A 17,623-nucleotide genomic window follows, 5' to 3' on the forward strand; every position below is an offset into this window, starting at 1 on the left:
CAGCAGGCCGTCGTCAGGGGCACAACACCGGCGCCGAGTGTCGTTCGTAAAACGCGACAGGATCGACTGCGTGATGGTCCGTGTCGATCTGAAAATGCAGGTGTGGACCGGTGGATTCACCCCGATTTCCGACCTCGGCGACCGGCTGACCGCCTTGGACCTGTTGTCCAGGCTGCACGAAGTTCCGGTTGTTGTGACCGTAGGTCGTGATCACTCCGCCCGGATGTTGCACCCGGACCCACAAGCCATATCCGCTGGCGGGTCCGGAGTCGATGACGGTGCCATTGCTTGCCGCGACGATCGGCGTACCGATGGGTGCGGCGATGTCCTGCCCGCGGTGGACCTCGCCGCCGCGTGGGCCGAATCCTGAGCTGCATCGACCGTGAGTCGGCACGGTCCAGCCGCCGGTCTGCGCCTGCTGTTGCGCCGCCTTGTAGGCGTCGGCCTGGTCGAGAACTTTCCGGACGTACCAGTCAGCATGGTTGTAGGTGAAGATCGCGCCGTAGAGGTCGCGGGCGTCGCGTGCTCCGGAGTCGCACAGGTAGGCGGCGGCGGTATAGATCGCGTCGTGCGGGTTGTAGCGCGAGGGCGGAATGCTTCCCCCGGGCGGCGGCGGATGCTGGGCCACCACGGAGTCGAAGGTGGCTTGCAGGAACTGCATCGGCCCGCCGGCACCGGCGAAATTCGCCCCATCGTGGACACCGGGTGCGTTCAGGCGTCCGTGGTCGGTTTCCACTTTGCCGACGGCGGCCACGATGCTCCAGTCGAGCCCCGGGCAGGTGACTGCTGCCTGCTGGTAGAGGGCGAGGTAGTTGCCGGGGATGTCGGCGAGCGCGGCGGAGCTGGGTTGGCTGCTGGCCGTGTCGGCGGCGCCGAGGACGGCGGAGACGACTCCGGCCACGGCCGCCGTGATGATGGTGATCAGGGCGAAGATCGCGCTGATCGTGGCGATAGCGATCTTGGCCATGCACGCATCACTTCCGTGGGTTCCAGGTGAGATCGGCGGCCTGCCACGGCGGCATCGGTGCCGGCGAGCTGAGCCGTGGCACGAGGCCGGGCTCAGTGGTGGTGTCGCCGGTGTCCGTGAAGCTGGTCGGTGCTTCGAGGTGGGGCCAGGCTGAATTCAGATCAACCAGGCGGTGGCGGCCCGCCGCGGTGTGAAGCAGGGGCAGCCAGATGTCTCCGGCAGGGCTTCCTGCTGTGCGGAGGTGTTCGGCGGTGGTGGTAGCGACCGGGAGCGCGTGTCGTTGCGGATCAGTGCGCAGGTGCTCGGCGAGGTGGCGCCGGGCGTGGGCTTCCCGTACCGGGCCGGGGAACACCGCCAGCAGCGGGGTCACGATGTGGGTGGTAGACGCGAGGCTGGCGTAGCCGGGCAGCTTCGCGACGAACCGGGAGAGCTGGTAGCTGCCGGTGTCCCATTCGAGGAACCATTCGATCTCTCGTCCGGCTTCGTGCCAGCGGCCGTAGCCGTCGGGGCGGACGTGGTCGCCGAAGTGCCGGGTGCAGCGGGCTTCGGACCACCACGCGGTCATGGCCTGGTCTCGGGTGGTGTCGGCGAGTGCGCCGGTCAGCAGGGCGGCGAAGAAGGTGTTGACGCCCATGAGGTGGGTCAGCCGCAGGCTGTGGGCGATGCCGATCGAGCGTTCGTGCCGGAACTTCAGTTCTTTCGGGTCCAGCCCGTCTTCGTGGGCGAGGAGATGGGCGCCGGTGGTGTCGAGGACGTAGTGCATGGGTGCCCGTCCGCGGCCGATGTAGGGTTGGAAGCGGTCCAGGACCCGCCAGGCGTAGAGCTTCTGCAAGCGGTGGTTGGCGGCCCTGCGGGAACCTCCGAACGCGATCTCCGCGATATGCATAGAAGTCAGCACCTGGTGTTCGGCCAGGACCCGGGCCAGCCACCGATCCCGAGGGGTGAGGTGGGCGGCGACGTGGGCTTGATGCTCGGCGGAGGCCGCCAGGCGCAGCCTCGGCCGCTGCGGTATCGGGGCGCGCAGGTCGCGCTGCTGGTGATTAGCGAACATGATCGTCCTCCTGATGAGGTCAGGGGCGGGGAGGAACGCGGACGGCCCTGTAAGAGGACCGCTTTCGGAACGGGAGCTAGGCCGTGCGGCGGGCCCGACGCGGGTCGGTGCCGGTCGTGTCCGACGGCTCCCCGGAGTGGTCCTCGGCGGAGGCCAGCGGGCGAGTGTGTGCCGCGGCAACCGTGCGCACGGCCTTCGCGCGTCCGGGAATCGCGGGCGGCAGCGGTCGGGTGGTCACCGTGAACGGCTGGGTCTCTTCTCCGTTGACGACCAGCCGGGCGGCAGCGTGATAGACGCCGAGGTGTGCGAGGTCATGGTCAGATACCCGAGGCGCGGTGTGGCGGGCGAGCTCGCGCGCGTCCTCCGGGCCTGCGCTGAAGAAGATCTTGCTGCGGGCGTTGGTGGAGATCCCTTCCTTGAGATCTCGGGGAAGCTGCCCCAGGTGCTGATGTGCCAGCGTCATGCTCATCCGGTAGCCACGGGCTTCGGCGAGCATGTCCTCCATCGCAAAGGGGAGGTTCAGGAAGTTCTGCGCCTCGTCGACGTACAGCCCCGCATCACGGCGTTCGCGTTGGGGCAATGCGGCGCGGGCGGTCGTGGCCTGCCAGACTCGCGCAACGATCAGCGACCCGAGCATCCGGGTGGTGTCCTCCCCAAGGCTCCCTTTCGGGACGCGCACCAGGCACAACCCACCGTCGAGCACGCCTGACAAGTCCACAGTGGAGGGTCCGGCGGCGATGGCCTTGACCACGAAGGGCCTCAGCAGGAACGCACGGAGCTTGTTCAACAGCGGTGCGGTCGCCTGGGCGCGAGACCCGTCGGAAAGCTGGTCGTACCAGTCCCAGAATCCCCGCAGGGTCGGATCGTCGGCGACTCGCTCCCGGTGCCGTGCTCGGGTGGCCGGGTCGGCGAGCAGGGGCGGCAGCGTGGCCAGGGTCGGAGTGTCCGAGGCGGCCCGCAGAGTCAGGCACCCGGCACGGAGGATGTCCTCCGTGCGCGGCCCCCACGCCGAGGAGAACACCCGGGAGAACACCGACACCACGTTGTCGACCGCGGACTCTTTCGGTCCCTCCAGGGGGTTCAGGCATGGCGTCGGGCCGCGGGAATCAGCATCGAAAAGCACGACTTTGTCCGCAGCATGCTCGGGAAGTCGCTGCATTACATCGGTGATCAAGTCACCTTTGGGGTCGATGACCACCGCTCCGCGGCCGTGCTCGGCGTCAGCGAGGATCATCCGCGCCATCATCGTGCTCTTGCCGCTGCCGGTCGCGCCGAGGATGTGCAGGTGGTGCCGGGCGTCGGAGACCTGCAGTCCGACCGGGCGGGCGTGGCCGGTGTCCGAGATCCCGACTGGGCGGATCAGCTCGCCCTCGGTCGGCGTGTTCGGCGGCGGAGGCACCGCCCGTGCCCCGGCACGGGCGACACCCGGCACTGCCTCATCGGTGGGCAGGTGAGCCACGGCCGCCAGCTCCGGCACCGACAGCAAGTCCCCCTTCCACAAACGCCGGCGCACCAAGGCGCGCACGGGTTTGTGCAGCCGTCGGCGGCGGAAATGGTTGTGTTCGGTGAACCCGGAAAACGCACTCGCGATCGCGTGCGCGCGGCCCCGAACCTGCTCGCGCACGCGCGCGACCTGCTCGCGCGGCGTGTCGATCGGCACCGTCGTGGACACGCCGTAGCGGATCAGCGTCTCCCACTGCGCACCGCGCTGTTTCCCGACGATCGCGCGGTTCTGCGCCTGGAACTCCAATGAGGTCTGCGGATCGAGCTTCGGATGAGCGCCCGAGGACTTCGTACCCGACGGGCCCGGTGTGATCAGGTCGATGAGTCGGCCGGGCAGGTGCGTGGAGCGTCCGGCGTTGAGATGGCGAGCGGCCCGCCGCGCCTGTTTGACCCGGCGGCCGGTCACGGGCCGGGCCAGCACCTGCACACACGCGGCGTCGTGCACCCCGAGCCCCACCGGCGCGCCCAGCAGTGCGCGGATCGGGTCGGCGTCGAAACCGGTGCGGATAGGCAGCGCCTCCGACCGTGCCAGGCGCAACGTGCCTCCGGTGACCACGTGACGGCATTCCGCTGCCGGTGCTGCGGGCAGCGGCGGGCCCGCTTCGGCGGTATTGGTGTGTGCTCCGGGCCAGGCCGCTTCGATGGCCCGCTCGACCATGCCCGGCGGCACCGTGCCCGGAACCCACAACCGCAACTGAACACTGTCCTGCCCGAACACGTACTCCCAGACCAGGTGCGGTTGCCCCGAAGTCAGACGTTGCACCATCGGCCGGACGAGCCCGACCAGGTTCGACCACACCGCTTCAGCACCATCGGCATCGACGGCAGGCGGCGCCAGGATCGTGACAACCCGAGACCGCTTGTGCAGCGCGCCCTGGCAACGCAGGAACCACCACCGGTGCAGGACTCCCAGTCCTGTCGCCACGAGCACGATCGCGGGGACCGCGAGCAGCCCCCAGGTGTGCAGCCACAACCAGACCTGACCGAGCACAGCCTGCACGGCACCCCACGGATCGGTCAGCAACCTCCCCAACGGGCTGTCCGTGACGGAAGAGCTTGCGGCATCCATGCGAGGGAATCTCCATGCCATCGAGCGAGACGCCATCGGACGCGGAATGATCACGCGGCGCTCCCCTCGGACTCCGGTCCCCGGCGACCCCGAGCTGACGGGGCACTGCTGATCGAACGAACGACCGCGTCTCCGCGAGAACGGCGGTGCGCGTCGACTTCGGCCTGCCACTCCGAAAACCGACGCCCAGCAAGCTTCTTGAGGAAGTGCGGGATGTTGTTCGCGGGAACACCCACCAGCTGCGGACCGAGCACGGCGAGGAGGTCTGAGGCTTCCTGCGACGACCAGCCTGCGTCGCCGATGGCCTCGGCGTCCGGGAACACATCGGCCACCCGATCGACCGCGGGGTCCAGCAGCGCGTCCTGCGTTCCGCCGAAGCTGTAGACCCACAAGAAGTTCTCCGGCGCGTCCGGCTCCACCATCGCCTTGAACCGCTGCACTTCCTTGGTATAGGCGTAAAAATTGACTTCCGGGCGCGCCCGCATGATCCGCAACCAGGCGCAGAGGTAGTCATCACTGAAGAAATCACCGGCGTCGTGCACCCGGATCCAGCCACCCCGGAACTTCGGCCCGGCGAGCTCGGCGAGCATGGCCAGCTCCCACCCGGCCAGATCATCGAGCACGAACCGCAGGTTCGACTCGTGCTTGGCCCGAACCGCTGGCCAGGTGTAGGTGCCGAACCGGGCGTAGCAGACCTGCCTGCAAATCCCTGCCGCAGGACAGGTGTTGTAGGTGCGGCCATCGGGCAGGCGCCCCGCCCAAGCGGGCAGGGACCAGTTGTGCACGCCAATGGCGCGCATTTCGCGATTCTGGGTGAGCAACCGGCGCGGACGTCCGGAAGAGGAAGGGCCTTGGGCAGTCGAAGACATACGTGTCCTCCGCAGGAAGGTGAAGAATTTAAGAAGGGCGACAGCTTCGCAGTGGATCGGCTGCGTGAAAGGCGGCTTCGTTCCTACGCCGGGTCGTCTTCAGGGCACGGCGGAAATGTGTCGTCGGGCGGGAGGTCGTCGGAACATTGATGCTGGCGACGGTGGCGGTGGTGGTCGAAGTTGACGACATTGCTGTGGACTCCGTCGGTGTCGGCAGTGCCGTGCTGGGCGTCGTCAGGGTCATGTCGGCGGCGGACGTAGCGCGCGCAAACGCCGACGAGCGCACGCACGCCGAAGACGACGACAACGCCAGTGAGGTATCCGGCGATCGTGATCACCGCGCAGACCAGCCAGAACGCCGCCAACACTCCCGTCACCAAAGCGAGCACCGAGTGGAAGTTGTCTGCGAGGGCGTTGAGAACGGAGCTGGAATCATCCTGATCGACCGCCGTAGTAGCAAACGATGAATGCATAGGCCATCCCTCCCTGTTCGCTTCAGTCATCAAGAAGAAGGTCGTGAGGGCTGCCGAGATCGGCGAATTCGCTTGTCGTGTCCGTGAAATCTGGCAGCGAAGCCAGTTCGGCGGGGTCGGTCGTGATCAAGGCGTGCTCGCCATCGGAGGCGATGGCTTGCAGAGCGACTCGCTGTGTCCCCGCCGACAACAAGCCCTGTCCCGTCCCAGCTGAGAGCAGGAATTGCCGTTCCCCTTCGGAGAGGGCGAAGGTGCGGACGATGTCGTCGATGGCTTGGGGTGCTTGGCGTAGCAGGATCTGGGTGGCGGCGTTGGCGATGATGGCCTTGCCGAGGTCGGTGCCGAGGACGTCGCCGACGTCTTGGGTGGCGACGGTGAGCCCGCACCAGTGTTTGCGGGCGGATTTGGCCATGCGCCACAGGAATTCGGCTCCGGCTTGCTGTTGCATGAGCAGCCAGGCTTCGTCGACCACGCACAGCCGCGGGCGTCGAGTGGCGGGGTTGGAGATTCGGCGCCAGACCGCGTCGAGGGTCAGCAGGGTGCCGGCGGGTTTGAGTTCGTCGGGCAGGTGACGCAGCGAGAACACCAGCAGGTGCCCTTCCGGCGGTGCGGTCGTGGGGCCGTCGAACAGGCCGCGGAAAGCGCCGTCGGTGAACGGTTGCAGCCGGGTGGCCAGCCCGTCGGCGGTGTCGTTTCCGAGGTGGGCGAGGACGGTGCGCAGGTCGGAGAGCAGTGGTGCGGGTCGGGTCCAGGTTCGGGGGTCGTCGGTGATTCCGGCCTGCTGGTAGGTCGCCGTGGCGGCGTGGTCGAGCACGGCCCGTTCGTCAGCGGTCAGCGGCTGTCCGAACAGGACGGGAAGCAGGGTGTGGAGGAACAGACTGCGTCGGGTGACCGCGTCGGCCGGTACGGAGCGGCGTCCGTCCGGGCGGGTGTGGATCGGGAGGTCGAGGGGGTTGAGCCGGACACCTTCGGCACCGAGGGGGAAGTAGGTGCCGCCGACCGCGTCAGCTAGGCGGGCGTATTCGTCTTCCGGGTCGATGATCGCGATCTCGACGTCCCGGTACAGGCTGCGCAGTGCTTCGAGCTTGACGAGGTAGGACTTGCCGGCTCCGGATCGGCCGAGGATGACGGAGTTGTAGTTCTCGCAGGCGAAACGGTCCCAGTGCACCAGGCCCTGGCTGCCGAGGTTCCAGCCGTAGAGCACTCCGGCCGCGGTCGAGGCGGAGGTGGGATCGGGCGGGGGTAGGTCCGGGCTGGTGAACGGGAACGCGGCGCTCAACGCCGCGGTATCGAAGGTGCGGGTCATCTGGATTTGGTCCAGGCCCATCGGCAATGCCGTGATCCACCCTTGGAGGCTTCGGTAGGTGGTGGGTTTGGCGTCCATGAGCAGGCTCGCGGTCATCGCGCGTAGTGCGCCGATCTCGTCGACGAGTTCCTGCTCCGAGGTGGCGTGCACGGTCAGGTACAGGCCTGCGCGGAACAGGCGTCCTTCGCCGCGGGCGAGCCGGTCGGAGAGGTCGTAGGCGTCCTCGGTGGCCGCGTCGACCTCCGGGTCTTGCAGGCGGCCGTGCGCGGCGCCGTGACGGCGGCTGGATTCGAGCTTGCCGAGCTGTTTGCGCAATCGGTCGGCGGCGATGCGGGGGTCGATGGGTTCGATGTGCAGCGACACGTCCAGCCGGCCCGGGTAGGTCAGCAGTGGTTGCAGCCAGCCCGGATGGACCTCTCGTGGGTAGCCGGCCACGGCAAAGGAGGCGACCCAGTCGTCACCGATCTGCAAGTGCCGGGGATGTACCTCGATGGCGTCCGGGGCGAAGGCACTCGCCGCCGCGGGCTGGTGCCGGTGCTTGTTACGGGTGATCACGCAAAGTCCTCCTCGGTGTCGGGGCCCCAGTCCTGGCCAGTGGATGTGGTGATGACCTCGCCTGCGCTCGCCATCTCTGCCGACGGCGGCAGCGGGCTGTCGGGATTGGTGGCCGCGGTCAGCACTGCCGTGGCCTGACCGGTGTCCAGTGGGGTCACGTGGATGCCCGCGGACATGAGCAGTTCGGTGGCTTCGTTCATCCGCCGCAGCAACCGCGAGCCCGCCGCGCGGCGGGCTCCTTCCAGCCGCTGATCGCCGCTGCGTGCACGGTCGGGGCGGTGCCGGGTCCGCGAGTCCTGTCCGGTGGTGCGGACCGGCTCCCGGATCACCAGCAGGATCTGGCGGCGCAGCAGCTCGGACTGCTGGCCCAGGTGGGCTAGGTAGTCGGCGTGATCCAGCGCCGCGGACTCCAGCGCAGGGTGCGGAAGCCCCGCAGCGCGTTCGCGGAGCTCCTCGATCTGGCTGGAAAGGTCCAGTCGCTGAGCGCGGACGAGGAGTTGCACCCCCGCACCGAGGCTGTGCAGGTATCGGCCGAATGCGGCGGTCAGCGCGTCCTGCTCAGCTGGTGTCCGCAGCGCGAAGTTCACCGTCGAGCACGCGGCCACCAAGGCCACACCGTCGTCGCCGAGATCGATCAGGCCCGCTTCGCCGATACCGTGGGCGGGCAAGTCGAGCCCGCCCTCGGCGACGGCTTCGTGTCCGTGGGCCACCTCGGATAACCACTCCGGCACTGCGGCGGGGCCGGGCCCGGCCGCGACTCGGCGGCGCGGTCGCCATCGCTGCCGGAGAGCGGCCAGCAGCAACCGGTCCAGGGCGACGCCGTCGCGGCGCACCGTGACCAGCGTGGTGATCGCGATGCCGATCGGCACGGCGACCAGGACGTAGGCGATCACGGGGATCAGGGCGCGGGTGGCGTACCAGCCGCCGTAGAAGATCAACGCGGTGACCACCATGACGGCCACCTGCCGTGCGGTGAACCCGGCCAGGATCCGGTCCTCCCGGTCGACATCCGCCGGGATGCGCACACTGTTGGTCATGGCTTTTCACCACCGTTGTCCGGAAGGTTCAGGGGCAGTACCTGCTGACGTTGGTTTCGCGGCGGTTCTGGGGGTGGCGGGGGTTCGGCCCGGGGCGAGCGGCGCGGCGGTGGCTTCGGGACGCCCGGCAGGGCGTACTGGCCGTGCTTGTCCGGGCGGATGCCCTTGTACGCCGGCGGAGTATGGGGCCGGGTCCGGCGGGGTGGCCGCGCTTTCGCACCGGAGTGAACCTGTCCGTCCCGCCGCACCAACGCCTGTTGGCCCGGCACCTGTGATGAGGTCGTGCGTGGTTCGGGCGGCTGCTGTTGCCGAGCCGCGTCAGGGGTGGCTTGGCCGGTGAACCGGCCGACCAGCGGCAAGTGGTGTTGCTCGCCCGGTCGCACGGTTGTTGGCAAAGCGCCCGGCTGCCCTGGACGCGGCGGGTACGCCTGCGGACGCGCCCTACCCGACGCGGTGAACAAACTCGGGTGCCCCGTAGTGGTCCGGGGCGGATCGGTCGCCGGTTCCTCGGAGAAGGGGCGTCGGCTTGTGTGGTCCGGGTCGTGGCGGGCGTGGATCGGCAGCATCGTCTGCTCACCTGGATTTGTGGTGTGCCGTACGGCTCCCGGATGCAGTTCCGGCGGCAGCGCAGAGGTTTTCGGTTCCCCGCTGACGGTGAACAGCGCTTGCTGCTTTCCCGCATTCGCAGACGGCTTCTTTTTCGGGGACGTAGTGCGGGACGCGTAGCGTTGATGCGGCGGCTTCGGCAGGCGCCCTCGCTTCATCCCCTGCAACGGAAGCATGTACTGCCCCGACGAATCCGCGCGCGAGCGAGCGTAAGGGTCGGGCGGCTCGGCGTGGTCCGGCCCGGCACGCGACCTGGAGGATTTACGTTTTCCTCCGCTTCCCGCGCCGAGAAGCCCGAACGTCTTGTACGCGATAAGACCCCGAACGAGTCCGCCGACGAGCGAACCGCCTCCGCCTCGGATCGAACCGAGCACCCAAAAGGGTATTTTGATCAACACATAACAGAGCGCGAGCGCTACTAAGAATTGAATCACAGCACACCTCCTGGATATGTCAGCCGAACAGGGTGATGCCGCCAGGCCAGAAGAAGAATCGGATCGCGACCACCAGAGCGAGTGATTGAGCCACCTGGATCGCCATGACACCGGCGAATGCCTTCCACCACCACCGCGCGACCCCCTCTGTCTGCGGCAGCGCGTGACACATCAGCAAAATGGGAGCAGCAGCTAACAGAATGATGGTCAAGGTGATTCTGACGATGTAGGTCAGCATCACCACGATGAGCATGACGAGCAATGCAAGAGCGATGAACAGAACGAACACTCCGCCGCCGTCGAGATCCTTCATCAACGTGTCGCGCATCGCGCGACCCGCCACCTCCGGGCTCAACTGCTCGCCGAGCACTGCCCGCGAGAGAGCGTTGCCCAATTCGATGATCTTGCCACCGAAGAACAGCGATAGATTGGCAGCCAGGAACCCGACGATGACTTTCGGGAGGATTTCTTTGATGGAATGCCTGGCGTGCAGTGTCTCGTGGGCCATGACGATGATTCCGGCGACCATGACGAGGGCGGAGTAGGCGATGAGGACGATGTGCTGCGAATTGGCCCAGATCTGTCCCATGACAGGTAATTGATCCAGCTGAGGCGTCACCAGCACTGAGTCCGCAAGCAGGTCCAGCAGGCTGTTCAACCCGGGTGTGACCAGATCGCGGAAAAATGCTTCGATCGCATCCGACACGCAGGCCGGGATGTCGGTGAATCCGCACGATGACTCCTCACCCGGCGGATGACCGGGGTCCGTTTGGTCTTCGGATGGCTGGCTCGCCGGAGGAACGGGGACGGGTTGAGGAATGCAACTCGATCCCTGGCACGGCGGGGCGGGGGCCGGTCCGGACGGAGCAAATGGAGACGGAACTGACTGGGCGCTCGCAGCACCGGTGAAAGCCGTTCCCGCTTCCACGGCGAGCACGAGCACGGCGGCCACCACGGCGACAACGCGGCCCCAGCGATGGCCCGCCGGTGCGGTGGAGGATGCGGTGGCCAGCATGGGCTCAGGCCCCCACGATGCCGCGCAGGATCTCCACGACGAGTGGAGCCAGCGCCGCCAAGGCATAACCGAACCCCGCGCTCTTGAACGCCTGTTTGGCCTTCTCGATCTCACCCGGGTCACCGGCGGCGAGCACGTAGCGAACGCCGCCAATGGTCAAGAAGACCGTGGCCAGCAAGGCGAGAATCCCCATCAACCAGTCGCGGATGTTGTTGAGGACGTCGTCGATCGTGCGAGCCAGCGCCACCACGTGAGTGGTCTCGGCGGCCGCGGGCATCGACAACGCCAGCCAGCCAGCCGCGGCGAGTCCGGCGACCAGCAGCAGCCGGGGGCCGCCACGTAGGTAGCAGCGTGAGGTAGGTGGGAAGCGCATCAGAGAGACCTCCAGGGAGCGCGTACGAAGCAGCGGGAGCACGAGCGGGCAGGGCTCACCCACGTCCCTGAAGTCCGGATTTCGGGACCTGATTCGCCAGCTCACCCCCACCCTTTTTCGCTACTTTCTGTGACCGGAGCTCGTTGCCGGCCGTCTCGCGGGAGGGCTGACACGCCGTGGCCGCAGCCCCCGTGGAGTCGTCGTCGGGGCTGATGTCGGCTTCGGCAAGCCAGGCGGCGAGTCGGTGTTCGGCCTTGGCCCGACGCTTCGAGAGGGTCTTGTAGGACAGGTCCGGCGGGCGGGACCAGTCGGCCAGCTTGATGCCTTCTAACCGGGTCGCGCCGATCAGCTCGGCCTCGGTCCGGGTCAGGACCCCGGCCTCGACCGCCCGAACCAGGACCAGATCCGGATGCCCGGACGGGGAGGCGGGTTCGCTGGTGTGCACTCCCGGCGGCTTCGGAGTCGGCCCGTCCAGCCCGTCCAGCAGGGCCCGGTGCCCCGCGCGGTAAGCGGCCCACCGCAGCCGGATCGTGATCCGGCCTTCGGCAAGATCCACGGTCCGCAGTGCGTCGAGGAACCCACGCAGTACCTCGGCATGGATGTCGTGGGGATCGTCGGCGTAGCGCTCGGTCAGCCGGGCCGCCAGCGCAGTCAGCATCGGCAGTGCCAGCCCGACCGCCGTGATCGTCCACGTCCCGCCTTCGACCCGGACACGGCTGATCACGTGCGCCCACACCTGGTCCCACACACGGCGCGGGCAACCCTGCTCCAGAAGCAGATCGCGGAGTTCGTCAACCGGGATCTCACGAGCGGGAAGACGATCGAACAGGCGGCCGTCCACGACCACCGGATGATCGCCCGCGGTCAGCCACCCGAACGCCACACGGGCGGCGTCCAGCGAGTTACCCGGCCACTCTTCGTACTCGGTATGTGCAGGGAGAGCCATCGCCCAGCTCCTCTCGAACGACGATTGATGACGCCGCCGAGAAGGCCAGGCGCAAAACAGCGCAGCGCACGGTTCCGCACTAACACGACACTAAAACGATCTTCTTGTTTCCGAGCGAACAGATCGTCTTCTGATCGATTTCGAGATCGCACACTAGACGAACAGCGAAGCCGTGCGCAGCGGCGTTAGCCACGGGCTGTTCGTTGTTGGCACCCCGCCTGACCGAACAGACATGACAAGAAAAAGAATCTTGAAAAAGCTCCGAAGCGATCTTGCACCGGCCACGTCGGCCTGCGTTGGATCCCCGGCCACCGGGGCGGTCGTCGATCTCCCTCAGTTCTGGCCAAGAACAGTCCTCGGGCCAGCGCGCCCGAAGCTTTTGTGACGTTGAGTGCCCGCTCTGGTTCAGGACGAGAGGGAAAAATCTTGGAGCTCGGCGGCGAATTGAAGCCACTTCTTCGGACTTCAGGGACGTCCTTGGTTAGACCGACCGACCACCGGAGCATGCCGATGTCCACGGTCCCGATCCCGGAGCTCCCGCCTCCTGACACCCCCGCCGGCCACCGACCGAACCCTCGCTCTGGACCGATCCGCGCGCGGCGACGCGAGCTCACCGAACCGCCGGTCTCGGCGACGGTGCGGCTGTGTCTGGTCGACCCCGCCGCAGACGGCGACGAGATCATGACCGCCACCGTCTCGCTGATCACCACGACCTACACCGCACCCGGCGACCGGATCATGTTCGCCCCCCCCCGGCACCCCAGCGGCTGATGCGAGCCGGACGCGTCGCGACCGGCTCGTGGAGTCCGTCTTCCGACTCGGCCGCAGCGCCCCCGCCGTCCCAGACGTCCGGTCCCACAGCGATCACGAGCACGCCACGACGGTCGGGGATCTGCCGTGGTCTTCGGGGTCCGAATCCGGACTCGGACCACAGTCCGGCGACGCGATCGCCCCTGTCACGAAACCGACCACCCGGCGATCGTCCGGTCCGGGTTCTGACGGTGTCGACGTGATCATCGCGGGCTGGGCCAAGCCGCCCGCAAGCCCGTTCGCGATGGCCGACTTCACGCCTGTTCTGACTCTCGACGGGATCGTCGTCGTACTGACAGGTAGTACCCAGGACAGCTCGCAGGCTCTCCACGCGAAACAGCTGTCCCGTGCTGCGGCGCTCGCCGGATTGCTGTTGACCGACCGGCTAATCCTGGTTCATCCCCCCGCCGTGCATCGGGACGCGATGCGGAGTCGGACGATCGACTTCCGGCGGCCACCGCCGTATCCACACCACCGCCTCGGTGTTCCGCCGCTCGACCCCGCTACCGCAAGCCCGCCACGCCTAAGACCGCCTTACGTCACGGCAGTGTCCTGGACACCGGCTCCACCGCTCTCGCCCGGCAGGTCATCCCTGCCTACACCGCCCCTGGAGAAGCCGCCTGCTTCACGAGACGATCGAGATTCCGCGAACCCTTCCCCTGCGAATCGACGGAACGCGTCGTTGACTACCTGCATAACGGGATAACGCATGGCAACCACCCCGACACAGACGCAGTACAGATAGCGTACGCCGCCAACCACGATCAGCGATTCGCATTTACTTTCCTTTGATCACGACATCGCCCACTTCCGGTGGAGCACCGGTGAACTCTTCCATCCCCTGAGTTCACTTGAAACCTACTGGCTCTACCTACCACACAGATTCCTTCTGAAACAGAAGAATCAGTCAGCGCCAAACGAGCCACCAGCAGGACCGACACAACGAGGGACGTTGATCTACAGCGAGAGGAGTTCGATAAGGAAACAGAGCTTTGGTTCAGTTAACGGTTACGAGAGTGGAGCTACTGGATGAGAAACGGTGAACCCGCCCCGCGGCTACGTCCCGAGGTCGTCGGGCCGGCCGAGACCGACTCATATCATCAGGGCGTCGACCGAATCGCTACGGTGACGTGCTGGATAGGAGACAAGGATGCTCGAGCACGCACTCTTCCCCTTCCAGAGCGCCGGCCACGGTCTCGTGGCGGACCAGTGCAATATCGGATCGCAGCTGTGGATCACCGAGGGAGGATGGCGGAAGCGTCGCTGATGCGACTGCTCGGTTGGGGCCCGGGCGAACAGGTCGAGGTCGTCGAGAAGTCCGGAATCGTGCTCGTACACCGTCACCCGCGGGGATCTTCAAGCCTGACGCGCCGAGGCCACGTGCAGCTCCCTCTCGCTACCCGCCGGTGGTGCGGCGTGGACGCTGGAGACCGGCTCTTGCTTGCCGCTGTGCCGGATTTCGGTGTCTTACTCGTGCACACCATGGCGGCGTTGGACGACATGGTTCGTTCCTTCCATTCGACGCTGCGTCGAGACGACAAGATATGACCGACCGACGATGGAATTCTGATTCAGCCCCAGCTGGGGCGTCCGAGATTGAGGTGGCGCGGGTCCTGCTAGCGCGACTGGGGGTCAGTCCGGCCGCGCTCCTGGCAGAGGAGTCCAGCGGCACTCCCCCACCGAGTTTCGCCGAATACGTACCGGCGGTGGCCGAGGCAATGCGAGAGGGCACGCGTCGGGCCTACGGCCCGTACTGGACTCGGATCGTGGAGGCGTGGGGTTCGCGACGGCTGGACGAGCCGACCGCGATGGACGTGAAGCACTTGGCCGAGCAGGTACGACGCCGAGCGGTGGTGCGCCAGAACAGCAGAGGTGGTCGGGGTGCGGCCGAGCATCTCATCTCAGCCTTGCGGTGCGTCTATCAGCACGCGGTGGCCGACGGACTTATACGGGCCAGCGAGGATCCCGCTGTGCGGGTACCGAAACCACGCCGACTTCCCAGCACACGACACGCGTTGCCGGATGCACGGGTGCGTGAGCTGCACAGGGTGGCTGTACGAACGGGAAATGATCCTGTGTTGGACGGTCTTCTGCTGCGGCTGCACACCGAGACAGCGTGCCGGCGTGGCGGTGTGCTCGCGCTGAGGCCGAAAGACCTCGATCAGGATCAGTGCCTGATCCTGTTGCGCGAAAAGGGAGATACGCATCGGTGGCAGCCGGTCTCGCCGACGCTGATGCTCCAGTTGCACCGGCACGCGACCGAGCGTGGTGTGACCGAACCAGGTGCGCCGCTGCTGCGGTACCTCGGAGGTAAGCCGCTCACCACCCGCCGCTACGACTACCTATGGTCGCGGCTGCGGGCGGATCTACCATGGACCCGTGCACATCAGGTCAGCACACACTGGCTTCGCCACACGACGTTGACATGGGTGGAGCGACATTTCGGCTACGGGGTGGCCCGGGCGTTCGCAGGGCACAACGACAGCCGCGGGGCCGGGGTGACCGCGACCTACATCCGCGCCGACATCACCGAAGTGGCCAGCGCGCTCGCGGCGCTGAGTGGTGAGGACCATCCCCTCGCTTCCACCGGATGAAACTACCCGCAGCAGCATCGAGCCGACGGACAACGCTGGAGCCGCAGGCAACGGCCTCACCCCGCTTCCCCGGTCTGCCTATCCGTTCCTCGGGAACGCGACGACCGTTTACCAGCCAATCGCACCAGCGTTGGCCAGCTCAGAGGACGCCTGGGTACGGCTAGCCGGGGCTTCCCTCTTGGTGAGTGGCGAGGGACGCCATCCTTTTCCATACGCTCCACGAGGTGCTTCCGGGTCCCTGGACGGGGCCAAGCGCTAGCACTGAGCATCCACGCCCGAAGAGCAGGACAGGGATCAACCCGTGCGCCTCGGACGGGTGAGGCCTTTCGTGCCTAGGCGGTCGCCAACTCGGGTCGTACGGTCGCGTCGGGATCAGCTGGAGGTGTGCGGTGCCCGACAAGCCGGAACGAATGACTGTCCGTGAGTTCATCAACCTGGCACGAGAGGGCCGGTTCGACGTACTGGAGTTCCAGCGGATCTTCAGTCGGGATGCGATGTGGGTTCGGCATTTGATCGACTCCTTGCAGCGGGGTATCCCAATCAATTCAGTGCTCATGTGGGCACCGGACAGTGGTGCTGCACCGTCCTCGGGTCGATACCGGAAGCAGTCGGATGCGCCATGGTGGATAGTCGACGGCCAGCAACGAGGCGCGGGGATACTGGCAGCGTTCAGTATTACCCCGGACTGGATGCCGGAGGATCTGTGGAGCGCATGTGGTGGCGATCGGCTGGAGGTGACTCTGACGGTGAACCGTCAGGGACGAGTGGTCATCGCCGAAGGTCGACACCGCGGGCCGCGAGTATCACTAGCGGAGCTTCTGGTTGCCAGTGACGACAACGCACTTCCTACAGCGCTTGCAGAGAGGGGTTTTCCTACGACCGGCAGCACGCTGGCGCTGGAGTTCGACCACTTCCTGGAAGCCTTGCTGCATGCGCAGTTGCTGCTGGAGTGGTTGCCGGACGATATTGATGACCCTTTCCTCGCGTTCAAACGGCACAACAGCCGGGCGACCCAGCTGTCGTTAAAGCCGGAAGACGGGGAGTTGTCCTTGCTGACAAGGTGCTTCGGCCCGTTGCAGCGGGACTATGTCGACCCCGTCGTCGACGAGGCGGTGGCACGGCATCTCGGCAAGACTTTCACTCGCAAGCGGATCAACAACGCACTGCAACTTATGCTGCCGGCCGATCAGCGCAAGCTGAATGCTGCGCGGGCTGATGCGGAGACTGTCGGGGACGCCGCCGAACGGATTCGTCAGGTCTGCCCCGTCGTGACTTGATACCTCCACGAACACGGCCTCGTACACGACGAGGCCATTTCCGCGCCTGCCGTCGTAGATGTGCTGATGGCGCTCTTCGATCATGTCCCGTACGCCAGCACTGACCTGTTTCCGATGCGTTGGATCGCACATGTTGCAGCGGGGAACCTGTTTTTCGGCCGTCCCAGCACCGCACACGACACGATGAACGCGGTTCTCAACGGTGGTTCCTATGAACAGATCCAGGCAGAGGTCGCCGCGCTGGTCCCACCAGGTCGGCCCGCCCCGTTCACCGTGGAACGCCTGCACCCTACTTCAAAGAAGAGGGCGAGCTTCGGCGCGAACGGAACCCTGTTCGGCTTGGCGAGCGCACACCCCGTGGGCGCCATGCGCGATTTTGCGGTCGACGACGTTTGGTACCCGAGCCCGCGCATGCGGCTCCATGCCCTGTGCGAGAACCACATTCCACGCCTAATGCCGCACTACACGTTCATGACCGACACGGCCGCCGAGATCATCGCCAGCCATGGCGGATGGACCTACGAAGCCGTTGAAGAGCTGAAACCCGACGACGACACGCTGACCGCGCACTGTCTGCTTCCGCCACCGCGTCGTCTCCAGTCTGATGAGGTGGCCAGCTGGCTTCAGGAAAACCGGACACCCCTGCTCGCCCACAGGATCGACGTCTTCCTCGAAGAGGTCGGGCCACTCCGAGACGACCCTGACGCAGTGGCAACGCTGTGAGCAAGTGAGAGGGGG

Annotated in this window: 14 protein-coding genes; 4 read left to right on the plus strand and 10 right to left on the minus strand. The window is 66.6% G+C overall.

Features of this window, described 5'->3' with window-relative positions:
- Positions 1-13: 13 nt before the first annotated feature.
- The 10 genes from ACWD38_RS10640 to ACWD38_RS10685 all read right to left on the minus strand — a co-directional run bounded on the left by ACWD38_RS10640 (position 14) and on the right by ACWD38_RS10685 (position 12,204).
- Positions 14-967, minus strand: a complete 954-nt coding sequence (locus ACWD38_RS10640; RefSeq protein ID WP_450123923.1) for a M23 family metallopeptidase — start codon at positions 965-967, stop codon at positions 14-16.
- 7 nt (positions 968-974) lie between these two features.
- Complete coding sequence (locus ACWD38_RS10645; protein WP_450123924.1) at positions 975-2,018, minus strand: replication-relaxation family protein; 1,044 nt, start codon at positions 2,016-2,018, stop codon at positions 975-977.
- Positions 2,019-2,094: 76 nt separating this feature from the next.
- Positions 2,095-4,590, minus strand: a complete 2,496-nt coding sequence (locus tag ACWD38_RS10650; protein ID WP_450123925.1) for a type IV secretory system conjugative DNA transfer family protein — start codon at positions 4,588-4,590, stop codon at positions 2,095-2,097.
- A 50-nt stretch (positions 4,591-4,640) separates the two neighbouring features.
- Complete coding sequence (locus ACWD38_RS10655) at positions 4,641-5,459, minus strand: GP88 family protein (RefSeq protein ID WP_450123926.1); 819 nt, start codon at positions 5,457-5,459, stop codon at positions 4,641-4,643.
- Between the two features lie 83 nt (positions 5,460-5,542).
- Positions 5,543-5,962 carry a hypothetical protein gene (locus tag ACWD38_RS10660; RefSeq protein ID WP_450123927.1) on the minus strand — a complete coding sequence of 140 codons (420 nt, stop codon included), beginning with the start codon at positions 5,960-5,962 and terminating at the stop codon, positions 5,543-5,545.
- Positions 5,955-7,793 carry a VirB4 family type IV secretion system protein gene (locus ACWD38_RS10665; RefSeq protein ID WP_450123928.1) on the minus strand — a complete coding sequence of 613 codons (1,839 nt, stop codon included), beginning with the start codon at positions 7,791-7,793 and terminating at the stop codon, positions 5,955-5,957. The genes ACWD38_RS10660 and ACWD38_RS10665 overlap by 8 nt, the downstream gene beginning before the upstream one ends.
- Positions 7,790-8,830: a PrgI family mobile element protein gene (locus tag ACWD38_RS10670; protein ID WP_450123929.1), complete on the minus strand. Its 1,041-nt coding sequence runs from the start codon at positions 8,828-8,830 to the stop codon at positions 7,790-7,792. The genes ACWD38_RS10665 and ACWD38_RS10670 overlap by 4 nt, the downstream gene beginning before the upstream one ends.
- Positions 8,831-9,889: 1,059 nt before the next feature.
- Positions 9,890-10,885 carry a hypothetical protein gene (locus tag ACWD38_RS10675; protein ID WP_450123930.1) on the minus strand — a complete coding sequence of 332 codons (996 nt, stop codon included), beginning with the start codon at positions 10,883-10,885 and terminating at the stop codon, positions 9,890-9,892.
- Between the two features lie 4 nt (positions 10,886-10,889).
- Positions 10,890-11,258 carry a pilin gene (locus ACWD38_RS10680; RefSeq protein ID WP_450123931.1) on the minus strand — a complete coding sequence of 123 codons (369 nt, stop codon included), beginning with the start codon at positions 11,256-11,258 and terminating at the stop codon, positions 10,890-10,892.
- A 55-nt stretch (positions 11,259-11,313) separates the two neighbouring features.
- A complete protein-coding gene (locus ACWD38_RS10685; RefSeq protein ID WP_450123932.1) occupies positions 11,314-12,204 on the minus strand; it encodes a hypothetical protein in 891 nt (296 codons plus the stop codon).
- Positions 12,205-12,840: 636 nt separating this feature from the next.
- Between ACWD38_RS10685 and ACWD38_RS10690 the strand changes: the two genes are divergently transcribed.
- The 4 genes from ACWD38_RS10690 to ACWD38_RS10705 all read left to right on the plus strand — a co-directional run bounded on the left by ACWD38_RS10690 (position 12,841) and on the right by ACWD38_RS10705 (position 17,608).
- A complete protein-coding gene (locus ACWD38_RS10690; protein WP_450123933.1) occupies positions 12,841-12,975 on the plus strand; it encodes a hypothetical protein in 135 nt (44 codons plus the stop codon).
- Positions 12,976-14,822: 1,847 nt separating this feature from the next.
- Entirely contained in the window at positions 14,823-15,608 is a 786-nt protein-coding gene (locus ACWD38_RS10695) for a tyrosine-type recombinase/integrase (protein WP_450123989.1), read from the plus strand.
- 389 nt (positions 15,609-15,997) lie between these two features.
- Complete coding sequence (locus ACWD38_RS10700; RefSeq protein WP_450123934.1) at positions 15,998-16,885, plus strand: GmrSD restriction endonuclease domain-containing protein; 888 nt, start codon at positions 15,998-16,000, stop codon at positions 16,883-16,885.
- A 66-nt stretch (positions 16,886-16,951) separates the two neighbouring features.
- Positions 16,952-17,608 carry a hypothetical protein gene (locus tag ACWD38_RS10705; protein WP_450123935.1) on the plus strand — a complete coding sequence of 219 codons (657 nt, stop codon included), beginning with the start codon at positions 16,952-16,954 and terminating at the stop codon, positions 17,606-17,608.
- Positions 17,609-17,623: the final 15 nt, after the last annotated feature.

The sequence above is a fragment of the Saccharopolyspora sp. NPDC002578 genome (assembly GCF_053592695.1).